The organism is Mycobacterium sp., from assembly GCF_050701675.1.
Classification (GTDB): domain Bacteria; phylum Actinomycetota; class Actinomycetes; order Mycobacteriales; family Mycobacteriaceae; genus Mycobacterium.
Map to the genome: position 1 here is coordinate 1 of NZ_JBOGDD010001354.1, position 7,576 is coordinate 7,576.

Consider the following 7,576-nt stretch of genomic DNA (forward strand, 5'->3'; position numbering starts at 1 on the left):
GTCGGGCCTCGGCCCTCCTCACCCGACTCGACCGCATTCCGGTGTGGGCTCTGCCAAGGCGCTACCTGGCGATCATCGGCATCGGCTACTTCTTCGTGTTCTATGACATCGCCGACATCGGCTACGCGCTGCCTGCGATCTCCAAGGAGTTCGGCCTGACCGGCTCGGAAGGAGTGTTCATCGCCGTCGCCGTCGGCCTCGTCGGTTACGTGGTGGGTTCGATCGGCATCGGCTCCCTCGCCGACCGGTTCGGGCGCTACCGAATGCTCATCCTGACGATGTCGCTCACCGCTGTGGGGGCGTTCGGAGATGCGGCCGCGCAGGGGCTGGTCTCGCTGATCGTCTTTCGGTTCATCACCGGGATGGGTGTCGGCGCCGATCTCAACCTCGTCTCCACGTACGTCAGCGAGCTCGCGCCGGCGCGGGTACGCGGGCGGATCACGGTCATCACCTTCCTGGTCGGCATCGTCGGTCAGGCCGTCACGCCGTTCATCGCGCTGGCGTTGGTGCCGAACTTCAGCTTTGGGTGGCGGCTTCTGTTCGTCATCGGCGGGGCGATCGCGCTGCTGGGTCTCGGCGTGCGGACGGTGCTGCCCGAATCGCCGCGGTGGGAAGTGCTGCACGGGCGTTTCGACGGGGCCGAGCGCACCGTTCGTCAGATGGAAGAGGCTTGCACCGCAAGGGGTATCGCCTTGACCGCACCCGAACCCGAGCCCGTCGTCAAGGGCGACGTCGCGAATCGCGGCGGGTTGTTCGCGCCGCCGTACGGCCGCAGGCTCGCGGTGCTGATCGCGATGTGGTTCCTGTGGTACATCGGCAATTACGGCTTCCTCGGCGACGCCGCCCAGCTCATCACCGACAAGGGCGACGCGCTCGGGGGGTCGATCCTGTTCCTTGCGATCGGCGCCATCGGCTATCCCGTGGGCGCCGGGGTGATGTTCCTTCTGGTCGAGCGGTTGGAGCGCCGCATCCTGATCTTCTTCTCGACGGTGGTCTGGTTGGGGGGGATGTTGCTCATCGGTTCGTTCGCAGGCGACGTCGTCATCTCCCTTGGAGCGTTCCTGGCCGCGGTGGCGCTCGGGTGCTACCTACAGGTTGCGTACACGTTCACCGCCGAGAGCTTTCCCACCCGCACCAGGGCCACTGGGTTCGCACTGTCGGACGGTATCGGTCACGGCGGTGGCGCGATCGGTGCACTCGCTTTACCGGTCGTCGTGAGCTCGTGGTCGTTCTTCGCCGGGTTCGCCCTCATCGGTGTCACCGGTCTGTTGGCCGGACTCGTCGCGCTGTTGGGGCCATCCTCGACGGGCAGACGACTGGAGTCGGTGTCCGGCTGAGGGGGTCGTTGGGCACGGCCCCGGCAAGAACCGGCGGCGGGTCATCGCTACCGATGCGCGAGCTGATCCGGATGGCGGCCAACAACATTCACTACCGCGCCGTCTTCGAGGATCACAGCGCTCGTCCGCTGCACCTGGCACGCAGCAAGGGCATCGCCACCATCGATCAGCGCATCATGTGCCATGCACGCGACAAGGGTTGCACCCGGCCGGGCTGCGTCGAACCCGGTTATCACTCCGAGGTGCACCATGCTTCCGCCTGGAACCCGGCGGCCGCACCGACGGCAATGCCACCCTCACCGTCACCGAAGACGGCCGTCTGGCATGGGCCGTCGATGGTGGCCCGCCCGAGGTCAACCGCATCCATCACGACGACCAACTCCTCGACGAGGATGACGACGAACCCACCTAGGTCTACCGCAACCAGAGCTTGGCCGCCCACTGACCAGCCTTCGCGCCGCGATCGCCGCACCACTAGGCTGATCCCGAGCAATGTGACCGGGTACATCGCCGAAGTTCGAGATCTAAGGAGTACAGACAGTGACGATTCGGGTAGGCGTCAACGGCTTCGGTCGAATCGGCCGCAACTTCTTCAGGGCCCTGGACGCGCAGAAGGCCCTCGGCAAGAACGCCGACATCGAGATCATCGCGGTCAACGACCTGACCGACAACGCCACGCTGGCGCATCTGCTGAAGTTCGACTCGATCCTGGGCCGGCTGCCCTACGACGTCAGCCTCGAGGGCGACGACACCATCGTGGTGGGCGACACCAAGATCAAGGCGCTCGAGGTCAAGGCCGGCCCGTCGGAACTGCCATGGGGTGACCTCGGCGTGGACGTCGTCGTCGAATCCACCGGCATCTTCACCAACGCCGCCAAGGCCAAGGGCCACCTGGATGCGGGCGCCAAGAAGGTCATCATCTCCGCGCCTGCCACCGACCCGGACATCACCCTCGTCATCGGCGTCAACGACGACAAGTACGACGGCAGCCCGAACATCATCTCCAACGCGTCGTGCACCACGAACTGCCTCGGGCCGCTGGCCAAGGTGCTCAACGACGAGTTCGGCATCGTCAAGGGCCTGATGACCACCATCCACGCCTACACCCAAGACCAGAACTTGCAGGACGGCCCACACAGCGACCTGCGTCGCGCCCGCGCCGCCGCCCTGAACATCGTGCCGACCTCCACCGGTGCCGCGAAGGCCATCGGCCTGGTGCTTCCCGAGCTGAAGGGCAAGCTCGACGGTTACGCGCTGCGCGTGCCGATCCCCACCGGCTCGGTCACCGACCTGACGGTCGAGCTCGCCAAGTCCGGCACCGCCGAGGAGATCAACGCCGCCTTCAAGGCCGCCGCCGACGGCAAGCTCAAGGGCATCCTCAAGTACTACGACGCGCCGATCGTGTCGAGTGACATCGTCACCGACCCGCACAGCTCGATATTCGACTCGGGTCTGACCAAGGTCATCGACAACCAGGCCAAGGTCGTCTCCTGGTACGACAACGAGTGGGGCTACTCCAACCGCCTCGTTGACCTGGTCGCGCTGGTCGGCAAGTCGCTCTGACCGGATAGTCGTGTCGATCAAATCACTTGAGGACCTCCTCGCTGAAGGCGTCGAGGGTCGGGGCGTGTTGGTGCGCTCCGACCTGAACGTGCCACTGGACGACGAGGGCAACATCACCGATCCAGGCCGGATCCTGGCCTCCGTGCCCACCCTGCGGACGTTGTCCGAGGCCGGCGCGAAGGTCGTCGTCACCGCCCACCTCGGAAGGCCGAAGGGCGGACCCGATCCCAAGTACTCGTTGACGCCCGTCGCGGCCGCACTTGGCGCGCACCTGGGCAGGCACGTTCAGTTGGCCAGTGACGTGGTGGGCTCCGACGCGTTGGCGCGCGCCGAGGGTCTGACCGACGGCGACGTACTGATGGTCGAGAACATCCGGTTCGACCCACGGGAGACCAGCAAGGACGACGGCGAGCGGCTCGCGTTGGCCAAGGAGCTTGCCGAGCTCGTCGGTGGTGCCGACGGTTCCCCGGGGTCGTTCGTGTCCGACGGCTTCGGCGTGGTGCACCGCAAGCAGGCCTCCGTCTACGACGTGGCGACCCTGCTGCCGCACTACGCTGGCGCGTTGGTGGCCGCCGAGGTGAAGGTTCTCGAGCAGCTGACCAGTTCGACCGAGCGGCCGTACGCGGTGGTGCTCGGCGGCTCGAAGGTGTCCGACAAACTGGCCGTCATCGAGAACCTGGCCACCAAGGCCGACAGCATCGTCATCGGTGGGGGCATGTGCTTCACCTTCCTTGCCGCCCAAGGGGTTTCGGTGGGCGCCTCGCTTCTGCAGCCGGAGATGATCGACACCTGCCGCAAGTTGTTGGAGGACTACGGTGACGTCATCCACCTACCGGTGGACATCGTCGTCGCGGAGAAGTTCGCCGCCGACTCGCCACCGGAGACGGTGGCCGCCGACAAGATTCCCGACGGCAAGATCGGCCTGGACATCGGCCCCGAGTCGGTGAAGAGGTTCACTGCGCTGCTGTCCAACGCCAAGACCGTGTTCTGGAACGGCCCCATGGGCGTGTTCGAGTTCCCCGCCTTCGCCGCGGGCACCAAGGGCGTCGCAGAGGCCGTCATCGGCGCAACGGCCAAGGGCGCGTTCAGCGTCGTCGGTGGCGGCGACTCGGCCGCCGCGGTGCGCCAGCTCGGTCTACCCGAGGACGGCTTCTCACACATCTCGACCGGTGGCGGGGCTTCGCTGGAATACCTCGAAGGCAAGACACTGCCGGGTATAGACGTACTCGCCAATCCCTGAGCAACAGAGGAGCACCCGTGTCCCGCAAGCCGCTGATCGCCGGCAACTGGAAGATGAACCTCAACCACTTCGAGGCCATCGCCCTGGTGCAGAAGATCGCATTCTCGTTGCCGGAGAAGTACTTCGACAAGGTCGACGTGACGGTCATCCCGCCGTTCACGGACCTGCGCAGCGTGCAGACCCTCGTCGACGGCGACAAGCTGAGGCTCACGTACGGCGCCCAGGACGTGTCCAAGCACGACTCCGGCGCCTACACGGGCGAGATCAGTGGGGCCCTCCTGGCCAAGCTCGGATGCACGTTCGCCGTGGTGGGACACTCCGAGCGGCGCACCTATCACGACGAGAACGATGCGCTGGTCGCCGAGAAGGCCGCCGCCGCGCTGAAGCACGGTTTGACCCCGATCGTGTGCATCGGCGAGGGCCTCGAGATCCGTGAGGCGGGCGATCACGTCGCCTACAACGTCAACCAGCTCAAGGGCTCGCTGGCTGGGCTGACGGCCGAGCAGATCAGCACGGTCGTCATCGCCTACGAACCGGTGTGGGCGATCGGCACCGGCCGGGTCGCCAGTGCCGCCGACGCGCAGGAGGTGTGCGCCGCGATTCGCACCGAGCTCGGTGAGCTGGCAACGCCCGCCATCGCCAGCACGGTCCGGGTGCTCTACGGCGGCTCGGTGAGCGCGAAGAACGTAGGGGAGATCGTCGGGCAGCCGGACGTCGACGGGGCTCTCGTCGGCGGCGCATCCCTGGACGGCGAGCAGTTCGCCATCCTCTCCGCAATCGCCGCAGGCGGGCCGATTCCTTAATCTGGCGCGTCGACCGGTATTCTGGCGCTCATGATTTTCGCTCTGCAGATCACCCTCGTCGTCACCAGCGTTCTGGTGATTCTGTTGGTGCTTCTGCATCGGGCCAAGGGTGGCGGTCTTTCGACGCTGTTCGGTGGCGGCGTGCAGTCCAGCCTCTCCGGATCCACGGTGGTCGAGAAGAACCTCGACCGACTGACCTACTTCCTCACCGGCATCTGGCTCGTCTCCATCATCGCGGTCGCCCTGCAGATCAAGTACGGCGCTTAACCGCGCTTTCCCGCAGGATCGCGGCCGTCGCCTCGGCGTGGCCGTGCTCGGCCCACCCGAGTGGCGTCATCCCGTGCTCGACGTCGACCACGTCAGTGTCGGCTCCGCACTCCAACAGTGCTTGGACCAGTGCGACGTCACCGATCCACGCTGCGTGGTGCAGCAGGGTGTGACCGTCGTACAGCGCATTGAGATCACCGCCTGCGGCGGCAAGCGCTCGCACCCCATCGGGCGTACCAGCCGAGGCAATCGGCGGCTCGGCACCGTCCGGCCGCCACGGCGACGGCGAGTCCGCCGGCCGACCCTGCGAGAACCCATGCCTCGCGAGTAATTCGAGCCTTTCGGTGAAGCCGTGATCCCGCGCCCAGTCGACCTGACGCTGCACCATCTCCGTCGGGCCCTCCAGCGACTCACCGATCAGGCGGTGCCACTGCCCGCCGGCACCGTGGCCGAGCCCGTGCTCCAACAGGATGCGCAGGTGGCCGTCGTCCCTGCCGAACATTCGGTTGTACAACGTCTGGGCATCGTTGGGATCCGCGCCGCGGGACAGCAGTAGCCGGGCCAGGTCCTCGCCGGCGCGGTGCCGGGGTTGCCGGCCAGGGCCTGCCTCGCCCTCGCCGAAGCAGAGGGTCAGCACGGTGAACGGGGTGGGCAGACCGCGCCACAGGTATCCGGCATTCGGGTCTGAACCGGCATCGAGCAGGATCTGCGCGGTCGCCAGCGGGTCTCGTTGGGGGACCCGTGAAGCGGCGAGGTGGAACAGGGCCGTCCACAGGAAGGGGCCGCCCCTGTCGCGGACACCGTCCGGCCGGTGGCCGAGATGTGCGCGCACAGCCCCGGGATCGCCGAGCGCTGCGGCGACGAACAGACTGCGCTCCGGCAGCTCCGGGTTGGCGTCCAGAACCTCGCCGGCTGCCGCCCATCGGTCGGGGCCGTCGTCCTGGGAGTAGATGAGGCAGGCCAGCGAGAGGAAGCTCGACAGCGGGTCGTCGCCGACGTCGATCGTCGGATCGCAGCTGAATTGCGTCACACCGCCGATCCTGCCGTAGATCATGAACGGCGCGTTGGACATCCAGATGCCAGGAACCACTCAGCACCGACTTCTACGATCGGCGCGGTGCCCCGAGCTTGGGCACCATTCCCCTTCGACTCCATCACGTAAGGCGGGTTCGTGCTCAGACTTCTCCGTGCCGGCGCCCTCGCCGGGGCGCTGTTCTGCGTCGGTGGGGGCGTGGCCGCGGCAGATCCGGTGCCCGTTGCGGACGTGACCCAGTCCGCCGACACCGACGACGGCTGGCATCTGAGCGCCTCGCTCACGCGAATGACCATCAATTCCGTCCCGAACATGGCCGCCACGGCATTCACCAGAGAGGGCTTCGTCACCGGTAAGGCCGCCACGACCATCGACGGCAACGGTGGTGTCGCCGTGAACTCGGGCAGCCTCGTATTCGGCCTCCAACTGGGCTGTCAGATCGACCTCAGCGAGGGCGGGAGTGTGGGAGGGGACGCAGACATCGGGGTCAGTCCCGGCCTTAGCGGCGGCGATCCGCTGAGCGACGTCGGCCCCTACGCGGACCTGGACGGCAACGTTTCGATCAACCTCCTCCCGGGGACGATCACCAACGTCGGGCTCGGTAAGAAGGCGCTCAAGGGGCGAACCGGCGAGATCGTCGTCCACGATGCGCACGTCAAGGTAGATGCCTGCGGAGGCGCGGTCTCCGTCCGGTTCTTCGTCTCGGCGATGATCGATACGGACAAGTCCGACGACAGCGTCAACGCCTACGGCGACATCCTTTCGCTGTGAGATCGCTTCGGATTTCGCCTCGCCGACGCCGGATCTGCCGCCGGTGGGTGATGGTCGCGGCGTGCTCGGCCTCTCTGTTCACGGGGTGCATCACGGTGATTCCGGCAGGCGTCGCGTGGGCCGACTGCTCGGGTGCGGGTGACTTCGGCGCGGGTTCCGGTTGCCCGCCTCCCGGGGACACGTCCGGTTCGGGGAGTGGGGAGAGTTGGCCCCCGACCGGTGTGGACTGGCCACCGTCACAGAGCTCCGACTCCGGCGACAGCGGAGGTGGCGGCGCGGGGGGCGATACGTCGACGCCCATCGTCATGCCCGACGGGCAGCAGGCGCCTGCGCACGAGGTCGGGACCAAGGACGAGTCTTCGTCGGCCAAACCGGCCCAACCGATCGTGCCGGTCGGTGCTCCGGTCACCGGACCGGCCCCGAGCGTGATCGTGGCGCCGACGGCATCGACCCCCTAGGAGGCTCCCACGCTCGCATCACACCGGGGGCTCGTTCTGCGGCAGGTTCGCGGTACGTCGATACTTGAAACCATGGCCGACGCTCCCGATACCACTCTCGCACC

At 66.9% G+C, this 7,576-nt stretch carries 8 protein-coding genes and 1 pseudogene; 8 read left to right on the forward strand and 1 reads right to left on the reverse strand.

Features of this window, described 5'->3' with window-relative positions; translation table 11 throughout:
- The 6 genes and pseudogenes from ACRDUX_RS41800 to secG form a co-directional block, all read left to right on the forward strand.
- The coding region (locus tag ACRDUX_RS41800) for an MFS transporter (protein ID WP_526423609.1) at window positions 1-1,337 on the forward strand (1,337 nt) is incomplete at its 5' end.
- Window positions 1,338-1,354: 17 nt separating this feature from the next.
- Window positions 1,355-1,749: pseudogene (locus ACRDUX_RS41805) on the forward strand (DUF222 domain-containing protein); the annotation flags it as partial.
- Between the two features lie 128 nt (window positions 1,750-1,877).
- Window positions 1,878-2,900 carry a type I glyceraldehyde-3-phosphate dehydrogenase gene (gap, locus tag ACRDUX_RS41810; RefSeq protein ID WP_526423611.1) on the forward strand — a complete coding sequence of 341 codons (1,023 nt, stop codon included), beginning with the start codon at window positions 1,878-1,880 and terminating at the stop codon, window positions 2,898-2,900.
- A gap of 10 nt (window positions 2,901-2,910) precedes the next feature.
- On the forward strand, window positions 2,911-4,140 hold the full coding sequence (locus ACRDUX_RS41815) for a phosphoglycerate kinase (RefSeq protein ID WP_526423613.1): 1,230 nt from the start codon (window positions 2,911-2,913) through the stop codon (window positions 4,138-4,140).
- 17 nt (window positions 4,141-4,157) lie between these two features.
- Window positions 4,158-4,943 carry a triose-phosphate isomerase gene (tpiA, locus tag ACRDUX_RS41820; RefSeq protein WP_526423615.1) on the forward strand — a complete coding sequence of 262 codons (786 nt, stop codon included), beginning with the start codon at window positions 4,158-4,160 and terminating at the stop codon, window positions 4,941-4,943.
- Window positions 4,944-4,973: 30 nt separating this feature from the next.
- Window positions 4,974-5,210 (forward strand): preprotein translocase subunit SecG, encoded by a 237-nt coding sequence (gene secG, locus ACRDUX_RS41825; protein ID WP_526386653.1) that lies wholly within the window; start codon window positions 4,974-4,976, stop codon window positions 5,208-5,210.
- Here secG and ACRDUX_RS41830 read toward each other — a convergent pair.
- On the reverse strand, window positions 5,194-6,282 hold the full coding sequence (locus ACRDUX_RS41830) for an ankyrin repeat domain-containing protein (RefSeq protein WP_526423617.1): 1,089 nt from the start codon (window positions 6,280-6,282) through the stop codon (window positions 5,194-5,196). The two genes, secG and ACRDUX_RS41830, sit on opposite strands and share 17 nt — an antisense overlap.
- A 138-nt stretch (window positions 6,283-6,420) precedes the next feature.
- Between ACRDUX_RS41830 and ACRDUX_RS41835 the strand changes: the two genes are divergently transcribed.
- Window positions 6,421-7,014, forward strand: a complete 594-nt coding sequence (locus ACRDUX_RS41835) for an MspA family porin (protein ID WP_526423621.1) — start codon at window positions 6,421-6,423, stop codon at window positions 7,012-7,014.
- The gene (locus ACRDUX_RS41840) at window positions 7,011-7,472 is read left to right on the forward strand and encodes a hypothetical protein (RefSeq protein WP_526423619.1); all 462 of its coding nucleotides are present in this window, start codon (window positions 7,011-7,013) and stop codon (window positions 7,470-7,472) included. Before ACRDUX_RS41835 ends, ACRDUX_RS41840 begins: the two co-directional genes overlap by 4 nt.
- Window positions 7,473-7,576: the final 104 nt, after the last annotated feature.

Excerpts from the sequence above, each read along its gene's own strand:
- ACRDUX_RS41830 (WP_526423617.1), bottom strand. The coding sequence starts at position 6,282 with ATGTCCAACGCGCCGTTCATGATCTACGGCAGGATCGGCGGTGTGACG.
- secG (WP_526386653.1), top strand. The coding sequence starts at position 4,974 with ATGATTTTCGCTCTGCAGATCACCCTCGTCGTCACCAGCGTTCTGGTG.